This is a genomic window from Azoarcus olearius, from assembly GCF_001682385.1.
Lineage (GTDB): Bacteria > Pseudomonadota > Gammaproteobacteria > Burkholderiales > Rhodocyclaceae > Azoarcus > Azoarcus olearius.
In genome coordinates, this window is record NZ_CP016210.1 from 2,703,909 (window position 1) to 2,727,033 (window position 23,125).

19 protein-coding genes and 1 riboswitch are annotated in these 23,125 nt (G+C 68.4%); of the genes, 12 read left to right on the top strand and 7 right to left on the bottom strand.

All coding sequences use genetic code 11. The features are described 5' to 3' along the window. Positions 1 to 12: 12 nt before the first annotated feature. The 6 genes from ssuC to dqs_RS12475 all read right to left on the bottom strand — a co-directional run bounded on the left by ssuC (position 13) and on the right by dqs_RS12475 (position 5,177). Positions 13 to 807 (bottom strand): aliphatic sulfonate ABC transporter permease SsuC, encoded by a 795-nt coding sequence (gene ssuC / locus dqs_RS12450; RefSeq protein ID WP_065340677.1) that lies wholly within the window; start codon positions 805 to 807, stop codon positions 13 to 15. A 33-nt stretch (positions 808 to 840) separates the two neighbouring features. Continuing rightward, positions 841 to 1,827, bottom strand: a complete 987-nt coding sequence (locus dqs_RS12455; protein WP_065340678.1) for an aliphatic sulfonate ABC transporter substrate-binding protein — start codon at positions 1,825 to 1,827, stop codon at positions 841 to 843. A gap of 317 nt (positions 1,828 to 2,144) precedes the next feature. Beyond that, positions 2,145 to 3,350: an FMNH2-dependent alkanesulfonate monooxygenase gene (gene ssuD, locus dqs_RS12460; RefSeq protein WP_065340679.1), complete on the bottom strand. Its 1,206-nt coding sequence runs from the start codon at positions 3,348 to 3,350 to the stop codon at positions 2,145 to 2,147. Between the two features lie 34 nt (positions 3,351 to 3,384). Beyond that, positions 3,385 to 4,344: a sulfonate ABC transporter substrate-binding protein gene (locus tag dqs_RS12465; protein WP_065340680.1), complete on the bottom strand. Its 960-nt coding sequence runs from the start codon at positions 4,342 to 4,344 to the stop codon at positions 3,385 to 3,387. A gap of 14 nt (positions 4,345 to 4,358) precedes the next feature. Further along, positions 4,359 to 4,574 carry a TOBE domain-containing protein gene (locus tag dqs_RS12470; protein WP_011766120.1) on the bottom strand — a complete coding sequence of 72 codons (216 nt, stop codon included), beginning with the start codon at positions 4,572 to 4,574 and terminating at the stop codon, positions 4,359 to 4,361. 231 nt (positions 4,575 to 4,805) lie between these two features. Next, positions 4,806 to 5,177, bottom strand: a complete 372-nt coding sequence (locus tag dqs_RS12475) for a DUF2325 domain-containing protein (protein ID WP_011766121.1) — start codon at positions 5,175 to 5,177, stop codon at positions 4,806 to 4,808. 311 nt (positions 5,178 to 5,488) lie between these two features. Between dqs_RS12475 and dqs_RS12480 the strand changes: the two genes are divergently transcribed. From dqs_RS12480 to dqs_RS12505, 6 genes are all read left to right on the top strand, one after another. Beyond that, on the top strand, positions 5,489 to 6,514 hold the full coding sequence (locus dqs_RS12480; protein ID WP_011766122.1) for an ABC transporter substrate-binding protein: 1,026 nt from the start codon (positions 5,489 to 5,491) through the stop codon (positions 6,512 to 6,514). Between the two features lie 34 nt (positions 6,515 to 6,548). After that, positions 6,549 to 7,340 (top strand): ABC transporter ATP-binding protein, encoded by a 792-nt coding sequence (locus dqs_RS12485; protein ID WP_065340681.1) that lies wholly within the window; start codon positions 6,549 to 6,551, stop codon positions 7,338 to 7,340. Between the two features lie 260 nt (positions 7,341 to 7,600). Further along, positions 7,601 to 8,413, top strand: coding sequence for an ABC transporter permease (locus dqs_RS12490; protein WP_084018488.1), 813 nt, complete (start codon positions 7,601 to 7,603; stop codon positions 8,411 to 8,413). Positions 8,414 to 8,430: 17 nt separating this feature from the next. Beyond that, positions 8,431 to 9,159, top strand: a complete 729-nt coding sequence (locus dqs_RS12495; RefSeq protein WP_065340682.1) for a thioredoxin family protein — start codon at positions 8,431 to 8,433, stop codon at positions 9,157 to 9,159. Between the two features lie 54 nt (positions 9,160 to 9,213). After that, positions 9,214 to 10,551, top strand: coding sequence for a phenylacetate--CoA ligase family protein (locus dqs_RS12500; RefSeq protein WP_065340683.1), 1,338 nt, complete (start codon positions 9,214 to 9,216; stop codon positions 10,549 to 10,551). 124 nt (positions 10,552 to 10,675) lie between these two features. Beyond that, a riboswitch (cobalamin riboswitch) is annotated at positions 10,676 to 10,875 on the top strand. 161 nt (positions 10,876 to 11,036) lie between these two features. Then, positions 11,037 to 13,223, top strand: coding sequence for a TonB-dependent receptor (locus tag dqs_RS12505; protein WP_065340684.1), 2,187 nt, complete (start codon positions 11,037 to 11,039; stop codon positions 13,221 to 13,223). A gap of 6 nt (positions 13,224 to 13,229) precedes the next feature. Here dqs_RS12505 and dqs_RS12510 read toward each other — a convergent pair whose 3' ends face one another. Further along, the gene (locus tag dqs_RS12510) at positions 13,230 to 14,054 is read right to left on the bottom strand and encodes an EAL domain-containing protein (RefSeq protein ID WP_011766128.1); all 825 of its coding nucleotides are present in this window, start codon (positions 14,052 to 14,054) and stop codon (positions 13,230 to 13,232) included. 214 nt (positions 14,055 to 14,268) lie between these two features. Here dqs_RS12510 and dqs_RS12515 point away from each other — a divergent pair, with 214 nt between their 5' ends. The 6 genes from dqs_RS12515 to dqs_RS12540 all read left to right on the top strand — a co-directional run bounded on the left by dqs_RS12515 (position 14,269) and on the right by dqs_RS12540 (position 23,072). Continuing rightward, the gene (locus dqs_RS12515) at positions 14,269 to 14,877 is read left to right on the top strand and encodes an RBBP9/YdeN family alpha/beta hydrolase (protein ID WP_065340685.1); all 609 of its coding nucleotides are present in this window, start codon (positions 14,269 to 14,271) and stop codon (positions 14,875 to 14,877) included. Between the two features lie 92 nt (positions 14,878 to 14,969). Further along, positions 14,970 to 15,950, top strand: coding sequence for a cysteine synthase A (cysK, locus tag dqs_RS12520; protein ID WP_065340686.1), 981 nt, complete (start codon positions 14,970 to 14,972; stop codon positions 15,948 to 15,950). Positions 15,951 to 16,339: 389 nt separating this feature from the next. Continuing rightward, positions 16,340 to 18,556, top strand: coding sequence for a TonB-dependent receptor plug domain-containing protein (locus tag dqs_RS12525; RefSeq protein WP_065340687.1), 2,217 nt, complete (start codon positions 16,340 to 16,342; stop codon positions 18,554 to 18,556). 9 nt (positions 18,557 to 18,565) lie between these two features. Then, positions 18,566 to 19,135 carry a YfiR family protein gene (locus dqs_RS12530; protein WP_011766132.1) on the top strand — a complete coding sequence of 190 codons (570 nt, stop codon included), beginning with the start codon at positions 18,566 to 18,568 and terminating at the stop codon, positions 19,133 to 19,135. After that, positions 19,132 to 22,170, top strand: coding sequence for a response regulator (locus dqs_RS12535; RefSeq protein WP_065340688.1), 3,039 nt, complete (start codon positions 19,132 to 19,134; stop codon positions 22,168 to 22,170). Before dqs_RS12530 ends, dqs_RS12535 begins: the two co-directional genes overlap by 4 nt. After that, positions 22,167 to 23,072, top strand: coding sequence for a diguanylate cyclase (locus dqs_RS12540; RefSeq protein WP_011766134.1), 906 nt, complete (start codon positions 22,167 to 22,169; stop codon positions 23,070 to 23,072). Before dqs_RS12535 ends, dqs_RS12540 begins: the two co-directional genes overlap by 4 nt. The last annotated feature ends 53 nt before the right edge of the window (positions 23,073 to 23,125 follow it).

Here is a 23,125-nt window from a genome sequence, read left to right on the forward strand (position 1 = left end):
GGGCTTCCTGTCTCAAACCGGCTGGTAAGCCGTGCTCCAGCGCAGCCATACGCGCTCCAGCCCGCGGGCAACGAGATCCGCGACCTTGCCGAGCACGGCGTAGAGCAAGATCGCCAGCACCACCACGTCGGTCTGCAGGAACTCGCGCGCATTCATCGCCATGTAGCCGATGCCCGAGGTCGCGGAGATGGTTTCGGCGACGATCAGCGTCAGCCACATGAAGCCGAGCGCATAGCGCACGCCGACCAGGATGTTGGGCAGCGCGCCCGGCAGGATCACCTGGCGGAACAGCGCCCAGCCGGACAGGCCGTAGGAGCGCCCCATCTCCACCAGCGCGGCATCCACCGAGCGGATACCGTGGAAGGTGTTGAGGTAGATCGGGAAGAACACCCCGAGCGCGACCAGGAAGAGCTTGCCCTCCTCCCCGATGCCGAACCACAGGATGACCAGCGGGATCAGCGCCAGGTGCGGCACGTTGCGCACCATCTGCAGCGTGGTGTCGAAGAGGTTCTCCGCCAGCCGGTAGCCGCCGTTGATCAGCCCGAAGAAGAAGCCGATGCCGCCGCCGATGGCAAATCCGGTGGCGGCGCGGGCGAAGCTGGCGCCGAGGTGGGTGAACAGCTCGCCGCTCTCGGCCAGTTCGCGGCCCGCCTTCAGCACCGCCAGCGGCGCCGGCAGGATGCGGGTGGACAGCCAGCCGCTCTGCGCCACGAGCTGCCACAGCACGACGATGGACACCGGCACCAGCCACGGCAGCACCGCGGCAATCGCGGGCCGGCTGCGCCAGCCGGCGGTCGGGTTACTCATGAGGGTCTCCTGCAGCGGGCGGCGTCCGCCGGATCAAGCCGGTTTCCACAACCGCACCTCGGTCGCCACCACCTTTTTCGGCAGCAACTTCTCGTCGAAGAAGGCATCGGCGATACGCTGCTGCTCACCGAGCTGGTCGGCCGCCACCGCGCGCACGTCGTAACTGCGGCGGCCGTTGGCCAGCTCCACCGTGTCGGCGTCCAGCCCCCACACCGGGGCAAGCTGCGCCGCGGCTTCCTTGGGGTTGGCCTTGACCCAGCGGCCGGTCTGGCGCAACTCGTCGAAGATCACGGCCAGCACGTCCGGCCGCGCCTCGGCGAAGCTGTCGGCGGCGAGGTAGTAGCGCTTGTATTCCGCCACCGCCGGTTCGCCGGTGAGCAGCCGTACCTTCGACTGGCGCTGCACGCCGGCGAGAAAGGGGTCCCAGATTGCCCAGGCGTCGATCGCGCCTTTCTCGAACGCGGCCCGGCCATCGGCCGGCGTGAGGTAGGCCACCTCCACATCGCGCGGTGACAACCCGCCCTTGGCGAGCGCGGCGATCAGCAGATAGTGCGCGCCCGAGGCCTTGGCGACACCGATCTTCTTGCCCTTGAGTTCCGCCAGCGAACGGATGGGCGAGGCTTCCGGCACCACGATCGCCTGCGCGGTGGGCGAAGGCGCTTCCTGCGCGACATAGGTCAGGCGCGCGCCGGCGGCCTGCGCGAACACCGGCACGGTGTCGGCCACGTCGGCGCTGAAGTCGATGCTGCCGACGTTGAGCGCTTCCAGCAGCGGCAAACCGCTGGTGAATTCGAACCACTCGGTCTTGAGGCCCAGCGGCGCGAGACGCTTGTCGAGCGCCCCACGGGCCTTGGCAAGCACGGTGAGGGTGGAGGATTTCTGGTAGCCGATGCGGACGGCCTTGCCGTCCCAGGCCGCACGGGCGAAGGACGGCAGCAGCGCGGCGGAAGCGAGGCCGCCGAGGGCGAGCAGGCTGCGGCGGCGGGTGGAGGAGAAGGGATTGTGGTTCTGGGTAGTCATGGGGTGTCCTGTGGGTGATGCAATTTCTTTCGGGTGGTAAGGGCGGGGGCGCTTGCGCGAGTGCCTGTCGAGGAAGGCGAAGCCGGGGCCTTGGGCTTTGGCCTTGGGCCTTCAGGGGCCAGCGCGCGCGACTCGCGGCGGCGCCGGTCTTGCCCCCTCCCCTTCAAGGGGAGGGTTGGGGTGGGGATGGGGTTAGCCGCGGCGCTGAACCCAACCCCATCCCCCTCCTAGCCTCCCCCTTGAAGGGGGAGGGAAAAAACACCGTACCCTCGCATCGTTCTTGGTTCGCCACTACCTTGCTCAGTCCTGCCTTGGCCTCAGCTCGCAGCCGCCTTCGGATAAAGATCGTTCGCCACCATCTCCCCGAACGGGCTCACCAGGGTCGGCGCCTTGCGCAGATTCCCCGCTGTCGCATTGGTCAGCCCCGCCGCCACGTCGGTGTCAAAGCGCGGGTTCGCCACGTTCAGATGCGGGAACACCAGTTCGGCGAAGCGGTACGCCTCTTCCAGGTGGGGATAGCCCGACAGCACGAAGGTGTCGGCGCCGATCGCGGCGTATTCCTTGATGCGCTCGGCGATGATCTTGCCGTCGCCCACCAGCGCGGTGCCGGCGCCGCCGCGGACCAGGCCGACGCCGGCCCACAGGTTGGGAGCGATCTCCAGCTTGCTGCGGTCGCCGCCGTGCAGTTCGCGCATGCGGCGCTGGCCTTCGGAATCCATGCGGCCGAGCGAAGCCTGGGCCTTGGCGATGGTGTCGTCGTCGAGGTAGCGGATCAGCTCGTCCGCGGCCTGCCACGCCGCCGCCTCGGTTTCGCGCGGGATCACGTGCAGGCGCATGCCGAAGCGCACCTGGCGGCCCTCCTTCTCGGCGCGCTTCTTCACGTCGGCGAACTTCTTCGCGACCTCTTCCGGCGCCTCGCCCCACGACAGGTAGAGCTCGACGTGCTTGGCCGCGGTATCGTGGGCGCGGTCCGACGAGCCGCCGAAGAACAGCGGCGGATGCGGCTGCTGCAGCGGCGGGAAGAGTTGGCGCGCGCCCTTTACCTTGATGTGCTTACCGTCGTAATCGACCGTCTCGCCGGACAGCAGGCGCTTCCACACATCGAGGAATTCGTCGGCGTGCTCGTAGCGTTCGTCATGGTCGAGGAAGATGCCGTCGGCCTCGAGATCGGAGGCGTCGCCGCCGGCCACCACGTTCACCAGCAGCCGGCCTTCGGACAGTCGATCCAGCGTCGCCGCCTGACGCGCCGCCACCGTCGGCGAAATCGTCGCCGGGCGCAGCGCCACCAGGAACTTGAGGTGGCGGGTTACCGGCACCAGGCTGGAGGCGACGATCCAGGAATCCTCGCACGATCGCCCGGTGGGGATCAGCACGCCGCCGTAGCCGAGGCTGTCCGCGGCCTGGGCGATCTGCTTGAGGTAGTTGTGATCCACCGCGCGCGCCTGATGCGCGGTGCCGAGGTAGCGGCCATCGCCGTGGGTGGGCAGAAACCAGAAGATGTTGAGCTTGTTGTCCTGACTCATGGGTGTGCTCCGCAGGTATTCGTCGTGCGCGAAATCAGGGCGCCGGGCGCCACACGGCACCGGCAACGTCCAGCTTCTTGGGGATGAGCTTCAGTTCGAACAGCGCGTCGGCCATCTGCTGCTGGTGCTTCACCACGTCGTTGGTGAGCGGCTTCACGCCGTAGCCGTAGCGCGACACCGACACCGCGGCGACCTCCACCGGCAGGCCGATCTGCGGCGCGACGATGGCGGCGGCGTCCTGCTGGTTGGCGCCCACCCAGGTGCCGGTTTCGTTGATCGCAACCAACGCCGAGGCCAGCACTTCCGGATGCTTGTTCACGAAGCTGCGCGCGGCGATGTAGAAGTTGTAGTTGTTCACGATGCCGCTGCCGTCGGCGACGATGCGGGCGCCGATCTGCGCTTCGGCGGCGGCGCCGAACGGGTCCCAGATCGCCCAGGCATCCACCGCGCCCTTCTCGAACGCGGCGCGCGCATCGGCCGGCGGCAGGAACACCACCTCGATGTCGCTGTACTTGAGCTTGGCGGATTCCAGCGCCTTTACCAGCAGGTAATGCACGTTGGAGCCCTTGTTGAGCACCACCTTCTTGCCCTTGAGTTCGGCCAGCGACTTGATCGGCGAATCCTTGGGCACCAGGATCTTCTCGGCGCGCGGCGCCGGCGGTTCGTTGCCGACATAGACCAGATCCGCGCCAGCGGCCTGGGCGAACACCGGCGGCGTCTCTCCGACCACACCGATGTCGATGCTGCCGACGTTGAGCCCTTCCAGCATCTGCGGCCCGGCGGGGAATTCGGTCCACGTCACCTTCACGCCTTCGGCCTTGAGACGCGCGTCGAGATTGCCGCGCGCCTTGACGATGGACAGCGTGGAGCCCTTCTGCCAGCCGATGCGGATCTCCTTCTGCTGGGCGTGGACGGGGCCGGCGGACAGCACGGCGAGGCCGGCAGCCGCGGCGGCGAAGCCGATGAAACGGCGGCGATTCGTTGCCTGAGTCATGGTGTCGGCTCCGCTCAAACCTTGGCGATCGACACTTCAGTCGATTTCACCAGCGCAATCACCTCGCTGCCGATGCGCAATTGCAGTTCTTCCACCGAACGGGTGGTAATCACCGAGGTGACGATGCCGTGCGGCGTTTCCACGTCGATTTCGGAGACGACGGGGCCGTGGATGATTTCCTTCACCTTGCCGCGGAATTGATTGCGGACATTGATCGACTGGATGGACATTTCTCTTTCCGTGAATTGGATATCTTCGAACTTGAAATTGGTGGTCGCCAAGAACAAGAAAATTGGGCCGTGGGAAAAACCTTTGTTGCGCAAATGGCTTCGGCCGGTCTGCAGAACCCCATCCCCACCCCAAGCCGGTAGCCGGAGCCAGGAGGCACCGTCGTTCCGCCCGTGGCGAGCCATGCTCGCCGAAACCCCGTCCTCACCCCCTTGAAGGGAGGGAGCGGGCTTTCAATGGCGGGCCCTGCGTTTGTCCTTGCGCACCGGGCAATCCACCGCGATGCAGTCGGCTTCGGCCGGCACCACGAAGCGCGCCAGCTTGTCGCGCATATCCACCAGCGAATGGCGGCAATACACCACGGGCAGGCCGCGGCTGGCGGCCTGCCGGCGCACGCTGTACAGCAAGTCGTGGTTGATGCGGTCGCACAGCACGACCACAAGCCGGGTGTCGCCCGGAATCTGGCGCCGGTTGTCGCCGACCTGCCGGCCGGACCAGTGTTCGGTGCGGGTCACGCCGAGGTGGGCGGCCTGTTCCAGTTCCGCCCGTATCGCATCGACCCTGTCGGCGCCCACCACCAGGGCCCGGCTCGCGCTTGCTCTCATCGTCTTCTCCCTGACGCGATGCGCGACGCATGGAGGCGCCGCTGTCGCTGCATTCGATATGGGAGGCAATTTGCCGCAAGCGCTTTTGCGCCAGCCAATACTATTTATTGCGTTGCATATTCCGATCGAGCCCGACACGAACGAAAGGCCACTGCGCCGGCGCGCTGCGCACGATTTCGAATTCGATATTACGAATGCGGAAATGAAATTCCCTTTTTATTGGTTCGTGCGCACGCGGGCGGAATCTAATCTTTTCGCCGGAGATGACCGGCCGTCGCCGGCGTCGTATGCAATCCGCAATGGGAGTCTTCATGCGCACCAAACCGCTTATCCGCGCCGGCCTCGCCGCGCTCGCCCTCGCCTTCGCTTCCGGCGCTGCGCTCGCCGAATCGCTCAAGGTCGGCTACCTGCCGGTCACCGGCCACGCCAAGTTCTTCGTCGCCAAGGAACAGGGCTTCTTCAAGCAGGAAGGGCTGGATGTGGAACTGGTGGAATTCGTCAATTCCGCCGACGGCCTCAACGCGGTGGTCGCCAACAAGCTCGACATCGGCGCCTTCGGCACCACCGCGCCGCTGGTGCATTACTCGCGTGGCGCCGACCTCAAGATCATCGGCGGCATCATGGGCGAGGACGCGGCGATCATCGTGAAGCCGGAAAACGCCGACAAGATCCGCAGCGTTGCCGACCTCAAGGGCAAGAAGATCGCCACCATCCGCCTCGCCACCGGCGACGCGGTGCTGCGGGCCGCGTTGAAGGACCAGAAGATCGACTGGAAGAAGGATGTCGAGATCTTCGAACTGAAGAGCCCGCCGGCGGTGCTGGAAGCGGTGAAGTCCGGCCAGGTCGATGCCGGCGTCACCTGGGGCCCGCACGACATCCGCGCCGAACGCCAGGGCCTGAAGGTGGTGATCCGCACCGGCGAACTGCAGCCGGGCCATCCGTGCTGCCGCCTGGTGGTGAAGTCCGAGCGGCTGAAGGAAGGCGACACCTGGGACCGCTTCCTGCGCGCCATCCTGAAGGCGGAGAAGTTCGCCGCGCAGAACCGCAAGGAGACCATCGACGCCATCCAGAAGTACGTGAAGCTCGACCGCGACATCCTCGAGCAGGGCTACTACTCGCCGCACCTGGAACAGGGCACCGACCCCAACGTGAAGGGCACGCAGAAGTTCTGGACGACGATGGTGTCCTCCGAATTCATCGAAGGCAGCCGTCCGCTGCAGCCGGCGTTCGCGCTTGATCCCTACCACCGTGCGCTACAGGGCCTTGCCAAGGAACAGCCGAACGACCCGTTCTGGAAGCAGAAGCTGAAGGCGGAACAGGAAAGGAACGTGCTGTGATCGTCACTGCACGGCCGGCCGCAAGGAGCGCGTGATGAGTACCGGCAACAGCCTGCGCGTCGAAGGCCTGGCCTTCGCCTACGGCGACCGCGAAATCCTGCGCGGCATCGAGCTGAACGTGGCCGAGGGCGAGTTCGTCGCCCTGCTCGGCCCCAGCGGCTCCGGCAAATCCACCCTGTTGCGGCTGCTCGCCGGTCTGGAAAGGCCCGGCCGTGGGCGCATCACCGCCGCCGGCAAGCCGGTGGCCGGCCCCGGCCCGGACCGCGCGGTGGTGTTCCAGCACTACACGCTGTTCCCGTGGATGACGGTGGCGGACAACGTGGCCGAAGCGGTGGCCAAGGCCCACCCCGGCCTCGGCCGCGCCGAACGCCGCCAGCGCGCCTGGGAACACCTGGACCGCGTCGGCCTCGGCGACGCCGCCCCGCGCCATCCGTTCGAGCTGTCCGGCGGCATGCAGCAGCGCGCCGCGATTGCCCGCGCGCTGGCGCTGGAATCGCCCTTCCTGCTGATGGACGAACCCTTCGGCGCGCTCGACCCGATCAACCGCGCCAAGCTGCAGGATCTGCTGATCGAGGTCTGGCAGCGCGGCCGTCCGCGCCGCACCGTGGTGTTCGTCACCCACGACGTCGACGAAGCCCTGCTGCTGGCCGACCGCGTGGTGGTGATGGGCGCCTCGCCCGGCCGGATCATCGCCGAGCACGTGGTGCCGTTCGCGCGCCCGCGCAAACGCGCGGCGCTGTTCGGCGAGACGGCCTTCCACGAACTGCGCGAGCGGATCGCGGAGGCGCTGGATGCGGACACGCTGGCGGGGTTGGAGGTGGTTTGAGCGGTCAGGTACTGAGCGTCCGAGTATTTAAGCCACCCACACGCGCCGGGGGTTCTGTTCCTCCCCTTTCAAGGGGGGCGGAACCGGGGTTTCGGCAAGCATGCTTGCCGCCGGTGTAGCGGCGAGGCGAAGCCGAGACTACCGGCTAGGAGGGGGATGGGGTTGGGCTCAGCGCAGCGACTAACCCCATCCCCACCCCAACCCTCCCCTTGAAGGGGAGGGAGACACACGGCACGCCCACTGAATTTCTGGAGCACCCCATGAGCGCCCAACAAACCGCGCTTGACCACCCCACCACCCCGACCGCCGAGCCCGCCGCCCCCCGCTTCCGCCTCCCGTTCGCTTGGGAGCCCTGGGCCTTCGCCGCGGTGCTCGTCGCCATCTGGCAGGCGATCGGCAGTGCGCTCGCCGGCAGCGGCAATCCGCTGCTGCCGCCGCCGCTCACCGTGCTGCAGGCGCTGTGGGATTCGCTGCCGGAACTCGGCCGCGGCACGGTGTCGTCCTTCCTCATCCTCATCCCGGGTTTCGGCACCGCGCTGGTGCTCGGCGTCGCGCTCGGGCTGGCTGCGGGTACCACGCCGCGGCTGGCGCGGGCCTTCTTCCCGTTCGCCAAGGTCGCGGCGCCGGTGCCGCCCACGGTCTATATTCCCTATGCGATCGCGGTGCTGCCGACCTTCCACCTGTCGGCCACCTTCGTGGTCTTCGTCGGCGCCTTCTGGCCGATTTTCCAGAACGCTGCCGCCGGCGCGCTGGCGGTGGAAGGCCGCCACCGCGACAACGCGCGCGTGCTCGGCTTCGGCCGGCTCGAAACCCTGCGCAAGGTGATCTTCCCGGCCGCGCTGCCGCACATCTTTTCCGGCATGGCGGTGGGACTGGGCTTCTCCTTCATCCTTCTGACGGTGGCCGAACTCTTCGGCGCCAACGCCGGGCTGGGCCGCTTCGTGCAGTACTACGCCGACTTCGCCGACTACCCGCGCATGGTGGCCGGCATCCTCTACACCGGTGCGGTGACCTGGGCAGTGATGAGCCTGCTCGACGCCCTGCGCCACCGCGCACTGTTCTGGCTGCGCTGACCCCAAGGAGAACCCGGATGAGCCGCCACCCCACCCCCGCGCCCGAAGCGCACCGCAACGAAGCGCCGCCCGCCCCGCGCCATCGCGACACCTTTGCCGACCCGACCGTGCCGGCGCCGCCGTTCGAGGCCATTCCGGGCGAACCGCTGCCGCCCGCCGACTTCAGCGACGCGCGCGAAAGCCTGCTCGGGCGCGGACTCTGGATCAGCTTGATCGGCATCGCGCTGCTGCTGGTGGCGCTGTTCGCCGACGGTAGCGTCGGCGCGGCCACTGCGGCGCCCGCCGCAACCGCGCATCACGACGACGGCTTCTTCCCCGCGGCGGCGAAGCTGGACGCAGCACTGGCGCAGGCCCGCAAGGAGAACAAGCGCGGCGTGGTGGTGCTGTACGAGATGAACGGCTGCAGCGAATGCGCCCGGCTGCGCGCCACCACCTTCAAGGATGCCGGCCTGCGGCGCACCTACCAGCGCGATTTCGTCGCGGTGTCGGTGATGGCGGACGAACCCGGCGCACTGCGCGACTTCGCCGGCAAGGCCACCACCCAGGCCGAGTTCGCCCACGCCGAGCGCGTGTCCGTGCTGCCCACGGTGGTGTTCTACGACCTCGACGGACTGCCGGTGGCACGCCAGGTGGGCAGCGCGCTGCCGCTGGCGGACTGGCTGCGCCTTGCCCGCTACGTGCGCGAAGCCGGCTACGAAGAAGCGCCGTTCGCCGCCTGGAAGCCCGCCGCACGCAAGGGCGGCTGAGCCTTCCCCGCCCCGTCCGCACCCCCGCCCCCCCGCGCCCGAACAGGAACCGCCATGCCCCGCGACACCAACCAGAAATACTGGGACCCGCAACTCGAAACCCAGAGCCGCGCCGAATGGGACGCGCTCAAGCTCGGCCTGCTGAAGGACCACCTGAAGCACGCCTACGACAATTCGCCCTACTACCGCAGCAGCTTCGACGCTGCCGGCGTGAAGCCGGAAGACCTGAAGACACTCGCCGACCTGCAGCGCTTCCCGACCATCGACAAGAAGATCCTGCGCGAACGCCAGGAGGCGAAGCCGCTGCTCGGCGACCTCGCCGCGGTGCCGGAACGCGAGGTGGTGTACGTGTCGGCTTCGTCCGGCTCCACCGGCGTACCCACGGTGTCGCCCTTCACCCAGCAGGATTTCGACGACTGGATCGACTACGAGGCGCGCCAGTTCTGGTCCTCCGGCCTGCGGCCAGAAGACCGCTACGCGCATTCGCTCAACTTCTCGCTGTTCATCGGCGGCCCCTGCGTGCTCGGCGCGCAGAAGCTCGGCGCGCTCAGCATCCACGCCGGCACGGTGCCGTCCGAACGCCTGCTGGCGATCCTGCGCCAGTTCCAGGCCACCGCGATCTGGACCACGCCGTCCTACGCCTGGTACCTGGGCGAGACCGCGCAGAAGGAAGGCATCGACCCGAAAAAGGATCTGGCGGTGAAACGCATCTTCGTCGCCGGCGAGCCGGGCGGTTCGATTCCCGAGACCCGCGCCCGCATCGAGGCGCTGTGGGGCGCCGAGGTGTACGACTACTACGGCCTGTCGGACATCTTCGGCTCCTGCGCCGGCATGTGCGAGGAAAAGGACGGCCTGCACTGGGCGGAAGACCACATCCTGGTCGAAGTGCTCGATCCGGAAACCGGCGAGGCGGTCGCCCCCGGCGAACGCGGCGAGATGGTGCTGACCACGCTGAAGAAGCGCGCCCGCCCGCTGATCCGCTTCCGCACCGGCGACATCGTCAGCTTCACCGACGAGCCCTGCGCCTGCGGCCGCACCAGCCAGCGCCTGCTCGGCGTGCACGGCCGGCGCGACGACATGCTCATCGTGCGCGGCGTGAACATCTTCCCGAGCGACGTCGAAGCCATCGTGCGCAAGGACCACGACTTCAGCGGCGAATACCGGCTGGTGATCGAGCGCATCGACCACCTCGACCGCCTCACCATCGAGGTCGAGCGCGCCGCCGGCTTCCACGGCACCGCCGACGCGCTCGCCGACCGCCTCGCCCATCGCGTCAAGGCGATCACCGGCGTCGGCGCCCACATCGCGGTGCTCGACCCCGACACCCTGCCGCGCGCCACCCACAAGGCCAAACGGGTGGAAGACCGCCGCGGCCAGGTGTGGACCGCGTAGAAGCGCGGCCTTGCGCGATCCGCTCATCCAACCGATGCCATTCGAGGACCACCCATAGTGGTCCGGCGCGCGCGCACCCACTACATCCAGTGATGAAGGTTTGACCCCGCGCACGTCCGGCAACTAAACTCCCCGGCGTTGAAGGTTCCCCGCCAGGGGATTAAAAGGGAAGCCGGTGCCGAGCCCAGCTCGAATTCCGGCGCTGCCCCCGCAACTGTCATCGGCGAGCGCTTCGCCACCCCATGCCACTGGATGCGTTCCGGGAAGGCGGGCGAAGCGCGACGACCCGAGAGCCAGGAGACCTGCCCCAACGTCCATCCTTGAAACAGACGGGGCGGGGTGTCCCTGGCAGAGGTTGCGCGTGTTTTTCCTGCGATACGTTCGTAGCGGCAGTGATCGCCCGGCCCCCGGCCAGGCCCTTGCCGCGCGCGTTTCGCGCACGAACCGCCGCCGACGATGCTCGCCCCCCACAACGGAGACGAGTCGTGCATTGCTACTCCCTGGGGCCCGGCGCCTGCCCCCATAACGAAACCGCGCTCAACGCGGTCCTGCGTGCCGGCGCGCTGCTGCCCACCACGCTGAGATCGCTCGGCTTCGCGCTACTGTCCACCTGCGCCCTGCCCGCCTTCGGCGCCGGCATCCCGACGCTGCAGGAAGTGACCGTGGGCAATGACAGCAAGGACCTGATCGGCGTGGCCGATTCCGCCAGCGAAGGCACGGTGACCGCCGAACAGCTCGCCACCCGCCCGCTGCTGCGCCCGGCCGAAGTCATGGAGGCGGTGCCCGGCATGGTGGTGACCCAGCATTCCGGCGACGGCAAGGCCAACCAGTACTTCCTGCGCGGCTTCAACCTCGACCACGGCAGCGACTTCGCCACCACCGTGACCGGCATCCCGGTGAACATGGTGTCGCACGCCCACGGCCAGGGTTACATGGACCTCAACTTCCTGATCCCGGAGCTGATCTCCAGCGTGAAGTACCGCAAAGGGGTATATGGCGCCGAGGATGGCGACTTCGCCACCAGCGGCGGCGCCCGCATCGACTACCTGCGCACGCTGGCCGCGCCTTTCGTCGAGTTCGGCTTCGGCCAGAACAACTACCGCCGTCTGCTCGCCGCCGGCAGCACCGCGCTCAACGACGACCTGCGGCTGCTCGCCGCGGTGGAATTCACCGGCAACGACGGACCCTGGGAGCAGCCGGAAAACCTGGTGAAGAAAAACGCGCTGCTGCGGCTGTCCTCCGGCACCGCGGCGAACGGCTTCGCGATCACCGGCATGTTCTACCGCGCCGACTGGACCGCCTCCGAGCATGTGCCGGAACGCGCGATCAGCGGCGGCGAGATCGACCGCTACGGCACGCTCAGCGCCAACGACGGCGGCAAGACGCATCGCTACAGCCTGGCGGGCGAATGGGCGCGCAGCGACGCCAGCGGCATCACCCGCGCCAGCGCCTATGTGGTCGATTACGGGCTCAAGCTGTATTCCGCGCCGTCGGGCTACATCAGCGGCCTGCAGGGCGACCAGCACGAACAGGCCGACGACCGCCTGCAGTGGGGCGGCGAGCTGCACCGCAGCTGGTTCCTCGGCCCGCAGTGGAAGGACACCGAACTCGCCGTCGGCGCGCAGCTGCGCCAGGACCGCATCGACAAGGTCGGCCTCTACAACACGGTGAATCGCCAGCGCACCGAGGTGGTCCGCGAGGACCGCATCACCGAGACCGCGGTCGGCGTCTTCGTCGATACCCGCACGCAATGGACGCCCTGGCTGCGCACCGGGCTGGGCATGCGCTACGACGAGATCCACGCCCGCGCCAGCGCGCTCGCCGGCAGCTTCAACATGGACAACGGCGGCCACGCCGAAGCGCGCCAGACCAGCCCCAAGCTCGGCCTGGTGCTCGGCCCCTTCGAGCTGCTCGGGCAGACCGAGTTCTACGCCAACTGGGGCCACGGCTTCCACAGCAACGACGTGCGCGGCGCCACGGCGCGGACGAATCCGCAGGACGGCAGCCCGGCCGAACGCGTGCCGCTGATCGTCAAGGCGCGCGGCAGCGAACTGGGCGTGCGCGCGGCGCCGCTGCCGGGCTGGAACACCAGCCTGTCGGTGTGGCGCATGGCGCTGGATTCCGAGCTGGTGTTCGTCGGCGACGAGGGCATCACCGAACCCAAGGGCGCCTCGCGCCGCCACGGCGTGGAGTGGTCCAACTACTTCGCGCCCACCCCTTGGCTGATCGTCGATGCCGACGTCGCCTGGTCGCGCGCCCGCTTCAAGGACGCCAACCCGGATAACGGCGGCCGCCGCGTGCCCAACGCGATTCCGCTCACCGCCTCGCTCGGCCTCAGCGTGGATGACGGCGGCAAGTGGTTCGGCGGCCTGCGCCTGCGCTACCTCGGCGCCTACGACCTGGAGGAGACGGGCGAGGAGAAATCCACCGCGTTCTGGATGGCCAACCTCAAGCTCGGCTACCGGGTGAGCAAGCAGATCGAGGCGACGCTGGACGTGCTCAACCTGTTCGACAAACGCGCCAACGACATCGAGTACTGGGGCGGCGCCTGCACCCGTGGCGAGGCGATGGCCGGGCTGGGCGGCTGCGGCAGCGGTTCGGCGATCGACGGCCGCCTGGTGCATCCGCTCGAACCGCGCACGCTGCGCGTCGGCGTCCGCGTCAACTTCTGAGCCGGCTCAGGCGGCAAGCTGGCCGCGGCCGCGCTCAACGGCGGCCGCCGCGCCCGGCAGGGCGACTTCCGGGTAGGCGAAGCCCTGCGCCCAGGCGCCGTCCACTGCGGCCAGCACCTCGCGCTGCTGCGCGCTTTCGACCCGGGTGAACACCGGGCGCACCGCGTGCGCCGCAGCCAGCTCGGCAAAGGCCGCGTAATCCGTCAGGCGCAGATGGCGGGCATCGACCTTGACGAAGTTGGGCCGCAGCTCGCCGAGCAGACCGGCCAGTCCGGACAGCGAACGCACGTTGGCCGCCACCTTGAAGCCGTTGAGACGGTAATTGGCGAGCACGAAGCCCAGCAGGCGCGGATCGGCGCACGCGGCCTCTGGCGTTTCGATGACGATCCGGGCCGCGAGGCGGCGGTCGATGAAGTCGAGGATGCGGCGGAAGGCATGGCCGTGGTCTTCGCTGACCGCGGCGAGCAGGCGGCCGTGCACATTGAGGAACAGCAGCTCGTCGGCGGCCGCGGGGTCGTGCGCCAGCGGATCGTTGAGCACGTGCAGCGTGCGGCACAGGCGGTCGAGGCCGACCAGCACCGCGTCGTCGGCGACCATGGAGAACAGGCTCCATGGCGACAAGCCGGGTTCGCCACCCGCATCGCTGCGCACGAAGGCCTCGCGCCCGACGCGTCGCAGGCTGCCGGCCTCCACCACGGGCTGGAACACACTGGACAATTCGGCCCCGTAGAAGCGGCCGAGCACACGGCCGTCGGGCGCGCGGCGCAGGCTGAAGCCGGGCCGCCAGTGCTGGGGCAGCCAGCCGAATTCGTCGGCACTTGCAGTGCTCATCGCGCTCTCCTCGCTCTGTTCGCCGCGGCAGTCTAGGCGGCCGGGCGCGGCGGCCGAACCAACAATATCTGCATTGTTTCCCATCGCCCGCGCGCTCGCGCACCGCACCCGCGGCTACGCGCGGCGGGCGAAATGCATAGCGGAAAAACTTCGTTCCGGCGGCTCCGGCCGCCCGTCACACTGCCTCGCATCGTCGACTACGCACGCCATCGCCATGCACACCACGCTGATCGTTCCCGGGCTCCACGGTAGCGGCCCGACCCACTGGCAGAGCTGGTTCGAGGCGGTCCATCCGCAGGCGCGCCGCGTCCATCAGGCCGACTGGGCCAATCCGGTGCTCGATGTGTGGGCCGAGGAGGTCATCGACGCGATCGACGCGGCGAGCGGCCAGGTGATCCTGGTGGCGCACAGCTTCGGCTGCCTCGCCAGCGTCGCCGCCGCGGCCCACCGCGCGCCCCGCATCGCCGGGGCGCTGCTGGTGGCCCCGGCCGACCCGGTGAAGTTCGGCGTGGAAGCCTTGCTGCCGGCCGAGGTGCTGCCGTTTCCGAGCATCGTCGTGGCAAGCACGAACGACCCGTGGGTGGCGATCGACACCGCCGCGCTGTGGGCGGAGCGCTGGCGCAGCCGCTTCGTAAACGTCGGCGCCAAGGGCCACATCAATGTCGAATCGGGCTTCGGCCCGTGGTCCGAAGGCTATGCCCTGTACGAATCCCTGGCCGCTGCGGCCGGCGCCGGGCCGCGCGGACGCGCTGCCGCCGGCCTGGCCCCGCTTTCACGCACGCTGCATGGGCGCGAGGCCGGCCCGCAGGCAAGATACGTTTGATATTCTCCGAAATCCGGGTGCAGCAACGCCGCCCGCCTCGATGACGGCATCCCCTGCCCCCGGCGCCCCAACCATACCGACAAGGACCCGCCATGACCCACTGGTACGAAGACAACGCCCGCTCCATCGGCCATACGCCGCTGGTGCGCCTCAACCGCGTCACCGACGGCGCGCCCGCCACCATCCTGGCCAAGATCGAGGGCCGCAACCCCGGCTACTCGGTCAAGTGCCGCTTGGGTGCGGCGCTGATCTGGGATGCCGAGAAGCGTGGCCTGCTCGGCCCCGGCAAGGAACTGGTGGAGCCGACCTCCGGCAATACCGGCATCGCGCTCGCCTTCGTCGCCGCCGCGCGCGGCATCCCCATCACGCTGACGATGCCGGAAACGATGAGCATCGAGCGCCGCAAGCTGCTGCTCGCCTACGGCGCCAAGCTGGTGCTGACCGAGGGCCCCAAGGGCATGAGCGGCGCGGTCGCCAAGGCCGAGGAAATCGCCGCGTCCGACCCCTCGCGCTACGTGCTGCTGCAGCAGTTCAAGAATCCCGCCAACCCGGCCATCCATGAAGAAACCACCGGCCCGGAAATCTGGAACGACACCGAAGGGACGGTGGACATCTTCGTCTCCGGCGTCGGCACCGGCGGCACCATCACCGGCGTCAGCCGCTACCTGAAGAAAACGCGCGGTAAGGACGTGCTGTCGGTTGCGGTCGAACCCGCTGCGAGCCCCATCCTCACCCAAAAGCGCAGCGGCCAGGAACTAAAGCCCGCCCCGCACAAGATCCAGGGTATCGGCGCCGGCTTCGTGCCCGAGGTGCTGGACCTGTCGCTGGTCGACCAGGTGGAAACCGTGGGCAACGAGGAAGCGGTGGACTACGCCCGCCGCCTCGCCCGCGAAGAAGGCATCCTGTCCGGCATCTCCAGCGGCGCCGCGGTGGCCGCCGCGGTGCGTCTGGCGCGCGACCCGCAGCATGCAGGCAAGACCATCGTCGTCGTGCTGCCCGACTCCGGCGAACGCTATCTCAGCTCGGTGCTGTTCGAAGGCGTGTTCGACGCCACCGGCCTGCCCACCGCCTGAGTATTTTCGCCAGCTGCGCCGCGCCCGCCATTCCGCATGGCCGGCGCGGCGTTTTTGTTTCTACGCCGTATCCGCTCCGCGTCAGCGCTGCGACGCGCGTGATAGCCGCCCCGATCCCGCCATTCCCGCGCGGAACAACGCGCCCCGAAATGGTGCAGGCGCGCCACACTCCTACCCGCCGCACATTGCTTTCGTATCAGATTTGATGTATTTCGACGCCGGCGGTGGAACTGCCGCGATGCGGTCCGGCCGTCACCGCGATCTTCCGGCGCCGGTCCTTGCCCGACCACGAATCCGAATAACAACCGAACGGCGGCCGCATGGCGCCACAGCGGCGATACCAGCGTATGAACAGACCCGTTTCCGGGCCCTTGCCGAACACGCGCCTTATGGCCGGCTGGCTTGCGCTCGCCTGCCTTGCGCCGCTGAATGCGCGCGCTGCGGTGGCCGAATCCGATTTCGACAAGCTGATGGCCTTGTCGCTGACGGAGTTGATCGAGACGCCGATCATCACCGCTTCGCGCCAGTCGGAAACCCGGGACCAGACGCCCTCGCACATCATCGTGGTCACGCGCGAGCAGATCCGCGAACGCCGCTACAAGAACCTCGCGGACCTGCTCGAAGACATGCCGGGGGTGGATTTCCAGCGCGGCACCAAGTCGTCGCAATATAACCAGTTCGCGGTGCAGGGTTCGCTCGGTCCGCACCGGCTGGTGGTGATGCTGGACGGCGTGCGCATCGGCCATCCGTCCGGCGGCAACATGCCGATCGCCGAAAACCTGGCGCTGTACCACGCCAAGCAGGTGGAGTTCCTGTACGGGCCGGCGGCCGCGCTGTACGGGGCCGACGCGGTGTCGGGGGTCATCAACATCATCACCGACCGCGGCAGCCGGGGCGCGGGCTCGTGGGTGGAGGTGGGCGCGGGCGACTTCGATACCCAGGAAACCTCCTTCATGGCCGGCTACAGCGGCGAGCGCATGGCGTTCACCGTCGGCGGTCACCGCCAGCGCTCGGACCGCGCGCCGCTCGACCGTTACTACCCGAACGACTTCCGCAAGGTGGACGCCGATCCGGACTCGCAGCGGGTCGTGCCGGCGGCCGAGCGTGAAGGCTATGTCGGCGACATTTCGAGCAACAGCCTCTTCGCCCGCCTCGATCTCGGCGACGACCTCACCTTCGGCTTCTATCGCAACGTCTTCCGCAGCCTCACGAGCACCGGCGATCCCCCCGCCACCGCGCTCTACCTGCGCGATTCGCAATGGACCACCACCAGCGAGACCACCTACGGCAAGTACCGCTACACGCTGGGCGCCGACTTCTCGGGTGAGGTGGTGGTGGATTACTCGCGCATGCAGGTCAATCCGCATTCCAAGTACAACAACAGCTTCAGCAACTTTTCCGACGGCTATTCCTACGTGCTCGGCGAGCGGATCGGCATCGAGCACAACATCAACTGGCGCTTCGACGACACCCACCGCGTGCAGGCCGGCCTGGGCTACCAGAAGCACTACGCGATCGAAACCGCGTCGCTGCCCGCGCCGTATGACACCGACCGCGGCAAGTCCGAGCAGGGCTACGTCTATCCGAACACGACGATTCCGATGCAGATCTACGACGCCGCGTTCGAGAACGTGTCGATGTACGCCCAGCTGCAGTCGGAATGGGATGAGGCGTTCTCGACCATGGTCGGCCTGCGCATGGACCGCCATTCCGACTACGGGCAGACGGTGAACCCGCGCCTCGGCGCCGTATGGCGGGTCAATCCGCAGCATGTGCTGAAGTTCCTGTACGGCGAGGCCTTCCGCGCGCCGTCGCCGGAAGAATCGCTGAGCGCCTTCGGCATTTTCGACGGCTCGATGTCGAACGGGCTGTACGTCGGCCGCGGTTTCCGCGTGCCCAACTTCAACCTGGATCCGGAAGAAGCGCGCACCACCAGCCTGACCTGGGACTGGCGGCCGCAGGCCAACCTCAACTTCGTCGCCAACCTCTACCACAGCCGGATCGAGAACCTGATCGTCACCCGGCCCTCCACCCAGGTGGACGCGATCCCCGGCGCGGTGCTGATCAACCCCGAAACCAAGGGCAACGCCGGCGTGCAGCGCCACTACGGCCTCGACCTGATGGCGCAGTGGCGCTTCAAGATCGACGAAGCCTGGTCGGGCGACCTGTGGGGCAGCGCAAGCTGGATCCGCGGTCGCATCGACGAAGGCGACGGCGTGGAATGGGAGATTTCGCACGTAGCCGAGCGCAAGCTCAAGCTCGGCACCACCTTGCGCTACCGCGACCGCCTGAGCCTCACCACCCAAGTGCTGGCGATGGGCGACACCACCAACGGCCGCCGCCGGGCCCCTGCGCCCTCGCTGCAGCTGGCGCAGACCTGTGACGCCGACGGCGCACCGGAACGCTGCCGGACCGACGGCTACACCGTGGTCAATTTCCACGCCGGCTGGCACAAGCTGTTCGACGGCCGCGCGACCCTGTGGCTGGACATCTACAACCTGTTCGACACCCGCTACTACGCCGCCCACGGATCGGGCAGCCGCACCTTCTGGGACATGCCGCAGCAGCCCCGCACCTCGATGATCTCGCTTGAATACCGGTTCTGAGCGGCTGGCATGCACGTTTCCGTATTGACGAGGCCGATCCTGCTGCGCGTGCTGTTCGCGCTCGCCTGTCTGGCCGCGGTGCTGGCACCGCCCTGCCTGGCGGATGCACCGGCAGCGCCCGCGCCGGTGCCCGAGTACGCGCTGAAAGCCGCGCTGTTCTTCAAGCTGCCGCCCTTCGTGTACCGCCCCGACACCGACCGCACCACGCCGCTGACGATGTGCATCCTGGGCAGCAACCCGTTCGGCAATGCGCTCGACCGCCTCGCCAGCGCCACGATCGACGGCCGCCCGGTGCGCATCCGCCGCCTCGACGCCGGGCGCGACGCCGGCAGCTGCGAATTCGCCTTCGTCAGCCGCAGCGAGGCCGACGATCTCGACGCGACCCTGCGCCGGCTGGCGATGCACCCAGTGGTCACCGTGTCGGACATCGACGGCTTCGCGCGCGCCGGCGGCATGGTCGAGTTCGCCCTCGGCAGCGAAGGTTCGATCGCCATCCTGATCAACCGGAGCGCGGGCCAGCGCCTCGGCATCGAGTTCAACGCGCAGCTGCTGCGCCTTGCCCGCGTGGTGGTGCCATGAAAGGTTCCGCGCGCCTGAGCGATCTGCTGCACCCCGAAACCATCCGCGGCAAGCTGATGGTGCTGTCGGTGACCGGGCTGCTGATCGGCGTGGTGCTGGTGTTCGCGCTCATCGTCTATCAGCAGCAACGGCTGATCCGCAACGAATGGGCGGACTCGCTGAACGCTCAGGCCCGTCTGATCGCCACCAACAGCGAAGCGGCGCTGGCCTTCCAGGACCGCAGCGAGGCCGCCCGCCTGCTCGCCGCGGTGCAGTCCAACCCCTTCATCCTGCGCGCCCGCCTGCTGGTGGGGCCGGATGGAGCGGTATTCGCCCAGTACGACCGGGGCGATGCCGACCCGATTCCCGACATGCCGGACGCAGCCGGCGACGGCGGCGCCCACTTTGCGGAAGGCTGGCTGATCGTGCAGTCGCGGGTGCGCACCGGCGACGGCAGCGACGCGCGGGTGGAGCTGGTCGCCTCGCTCGAATCCATGCGCCAGACCGAATGGAACCTGGCGCTGGAGACCGGCACCATGCTGCTGCTGGCGCTGGTGCTGTCGCTGTGGCTCGCCGGCCGCATGGCGCACCGGCTGTCGGCACCGGTCGAGCGCATCAGCGCGCTGCTGCAGCGGATGTCCTCCAACGCGGCGCTGGACGAGCGCCTGCAGGTGCAGGGCAACGACGAGATCGCGCGCCTCGCGCACGGCCTCAACACGCTGATCGACACGCTGCAGGCGCGCGACCGCGAACTCAACGACTACCGCCAGCACCTCGAGGAACTGGTCGAGCAGCGCACCCGCCAGCTGTCGATCGCCACTGCCGAGGCGCAGCAGGCCAGCCGCGCCAAGTCCGACTTCCTGGCGCGCATGAGCCACGAGATCCGCACCCCGATGAACGCGGTGATCGGCCTTACCCACCTCGCGCTGCGCACCGAGCTGAGTCCGCAACAGCGCGACTACCTGCGCAAGATCCGCGGCTCCTCGCAGGCCCTGCTCGGCATCATCAACGACATCCTCGACTTCTCGAAGATCGAAGCCGGCAAGCTGCGGCTGGAGCAGATCCCGTTCACGCTGCACGACGTCATCGACAACCTCAGCAACATCGTCACCGTGAAGGCGGCCGAAAAAGGCTTGGACGTGCTGCTCGCGATTGACCCCGCGATTCCCGACCGCATGCGCGGCGACCCGCTGCGGCTGAGCCAGATCCTGATCAACCTCGGCACCAATGCGGTGAAATTCACCGAGCGCGGCGAAGTGGTGGTGGATTGCCGTCTGATAGACAAGACCGAGGACTGCGTGCGGGTGCGCTTCTCGGTCACCGACACCGGCATCGGCATCAGCGCCGCGCAGCGCGGGCTGCTGTTCCAGTCCTTCCACCAGGCCGACGGCTCGATCACGCGGCGCTTCGGCGGCACCGGGCTGGGGCTGGCGATCTCGAAACAGCTGATCGAGATCATGGAGGGTTCGCTCGAAGTTGCCAGCGAACCGGGGGAAGGCAGTACATTCTCGTTTGTCATCCCGTTCGGCACCGTGGCCGGCGCGCGCGAGCGGCATTACCTGGCGCCGGAAGAACTGCGCCACAAGCCCATCCTGGTGGTGGATGACAACCCGACCGCGCGCGCGATGCTGCGCACGATGATCGAACACTTTCACTTTGTCGCGGATACGGCCGCCAGTGGAGAAGAAGCCATTCTGAAGATCAGGGAAGCCGGCGAGCAGGGCTACGCCGTGGTGCTGATGGACCGCGACATGCCCGGACTGGACGGCATCGAAGCCGCGCGCCGCATCAAGCTCGACCTGAGCCTGCCCACGCCGCCGCGCATCCTGCTGATGGCCTCCTACACCAAGGACCATGCGCTGCAGGAAGCCGGGCACGGCGCCGGGCTGGACGGCATCCTCACCAAGCCGGTCGGCCCTTCCCTGCTGTTCAATTCGCTGCTCAAGGTGCTCGGCCACGCCCACCGCGTGGAACCGGAAGAGCCGCTGTTCGCCGACCAGCCGACGCAGGGCCTCGCCGGCATCCGCGGCGCGCGCGTGCTGCTGGTGGAAGACAACCCGATCAACCAGCAGGTGGCCACCGAGTTCCTCCGCCAGGCCGGCCTGCAGGTGGATCTGGCGGGCGACGGTTACGAAGGCGTGGACCGCGCGGTCGCCACCGCCTATGACCTGATCCTGATGGACGTCCAGATGCCCGGCATGGACGGGCTGGAAGCGACGCGCCGCATCCGCGCCCGCGACAGCCACACACCCATCGTTGCCATGACTGCGCACGCGCTCGATACCGACCGCGAGCGCAGCCGCGCGGCGGGCATGAACGGGCATCTCACCAAGCCGATCGACCCGGCGGAGCTGGAAACCACGCTGGTGCGCTGGATTCCCCCCGGCGTGCGCGCCCTGCCGGCCGACGCGCTGCCGGCCGCGGCCGACACCACGACGGAAGAACTGCCGGTGATCGACGCCCTCGACGGCGCCCAGGGGCTGAAGCGCGTGGGCGGATCGGCGCGCCTCTACCTGGACCTGCTGCGCGACTTCCTGAAGGGCCATGCGAGCGACGCCGAGCGCGTGGAGGCGCTGGTGGAAGGCGGCGACTGGGCCACTGCCGGGCGCGTGCTCCACACCTTCAAGGGCGTGGCCGCGGCACTCGGCGGCACCGAACTCGCCGCGCTCGCGGTGCGCGTCGAAGACGCGGTGCGCGAGCAGAACCGGGGCGCGGCAGTCGAAGCGCTGCCGCCCTTCACGCGGGCGCTCGGCAACCTGTGCGGCGCGCTGGCGGAACACTTTGCCCGCCACCCCGGAGGCGCGCCTGCGGCGTCGGCCTCGGTCGGCGCCACCGAGGGCCCCGACCTGCGGGAAGGACTGGAACAGGCGGCCGAACTGCTGCGCGCCGGCAATTCCCGCGCCGAACGCGTGGTGGCGTCGATCGCCCCCGCCGCGCATGCGCAAGGCCACGGCGGCGAGGTGGATGCGATCCTCGCCGCGATCGAGGACGTGGAATTCGATGCCGCACTGGCGCGCGTCAATGCGCTGCTGGCCCGATTCGAGAGGAATGGATGATGGTGGAACGCCACAGGATCCTCGTCGTCGACGACGAGCGCATCAACCGCAAGCTGCTCTCCGAACTGCTCGAGGAGCACCACGACGTCGTCATTGCCAAGAGCGGCGAGCAGGCGCTGGAGCGGGTACAGGCCGACAGCGCGGTGGACCTCATCCTGCTCGACGTGGTGATGCCCGGCATGAGCGGGCACGACGTGCTGCGCCGCTTGAAGGCGAGCGACGCCACCAAGGACGTTCCGGTGATCTTCATCACCTCGCTCAATTCGGTGGACGACGAAGAGATCGGCCTCGACCTCGGCGCCGCAGACTACATCACCAAGCCCTTCCATCCGGGCATCGTGCGGCTGCGGGTCGAAAACCACCTGCGCTTCGTGCGCCAGCGCAAGATCCTGGAAACGCTGGCCGGGCGCGATTGCCTGACGGAAATCGACAACCGCCGCCGCTTCGAGGAAGTGCTGGAACGCGAATGGCGCCGTGCCGGACGCGGCTCGGGGCCGATGTCGGTGGCGATCATCGACGTCGATTACTTCAAGCAGTACAACGACCACTACGGCCATGCGCGCGGCGACCAGGCGCTGAAGGCCGTCGCCAAGGCGCTGTCCGGCGGGCCCAACCGCGCGAGCGACTTTGTCGCGCGCTACGGCGGCGAGGAGTTCGTGATGCTGTTTCCCGGCACCCCCGCCGATGGCGCGCGCGAACTGGCGGAGTCGGTGCGGCACGCGGTCGCCTCGCTCGCAATCCCGCACGCGCACTCCGCGGTGGCGCCCCACCTGACGGTTTCGATCGGCGGCGCCACCAGCGACGACTACCAGTCGCCCGGCCACGCCCTCATCGAAGCCGCCGACACGATGCTGTACCGCGCCAAGGCCGAGGGCCGCAACCGCGTCCTCTGGCGCGACTGATCGGGGTTCGCGCCGTCGCCCCTGCCGGCGCGGCGTCCGCTTCCGGTATGCTC